The following is a 455-nucleotide window of genomic DNA, read 5'->3' as shown; positions in this document are numbered from 1 at the left end:
AGTTGTGCCTCAAGCCATGGCTCTTTTATTTGCTGATAAAGGTACTGACCAAGTTGTTGGGGGATATTTTTTATATCTGGTTGCATATGCTGTCCTTAGCGTTATAAATGAGTTTAAAATTGAATGAACAAACATAAAGTTTGTCAATCTGAGTTAGTCCAAAGATATGGCACCAATGAATTCTAAAATAAACTTTCTGTAGCTAATTGGTAAGTTAATATTAAAAAACGTGTCGAATGAATCATCATGCGTGCCCAGGGATACGGCCATCTTGATGATTCATTAAGTTATGTACGCCAAATAGAGCTCGTTTAAAGCCCTCTACTAATTACATTTGCATACAGCGTTATTCGTACTGCTTAATAGCGCCACGTACCATAGAAGCCATATCAATAATTTCCATATCACCCATGTCGGCAATTAAATTCAAATGGGCAAAAATATCGCACTTTTCA

At 36.0% G+C, this 455-nt stretch carries 1 pseudogene; it reads right to left on the bottom strand.

What is annotated here, in order from left to right:
• Positions 1-86: pseudogene (locus H5232_RS24520) on the bottom strand (DUF600 domain-containing protein); the annotation flags it as partial.
• Between the last annotated feature and the right edge of the window lie 369 nt (positions 87-455).

It is taken from the genome of Pseudoalteromonas sp. SG41-5 (assembly GCF_014164495.1).
Classification (GTDB): domain Bacteria; phylum Pseudomonadota; class Gammaproteobacteria; order Enterobacterales; family Alteromonadaceae; genus Pseudoalteromonas; species Pseudoalteromonas rhizosphaerae.
The sequence above is the reverse complement of the archived record's forward strand: the minus strand, read 5'-3'. Positions and strand labels throughout refer to the sequence as shown.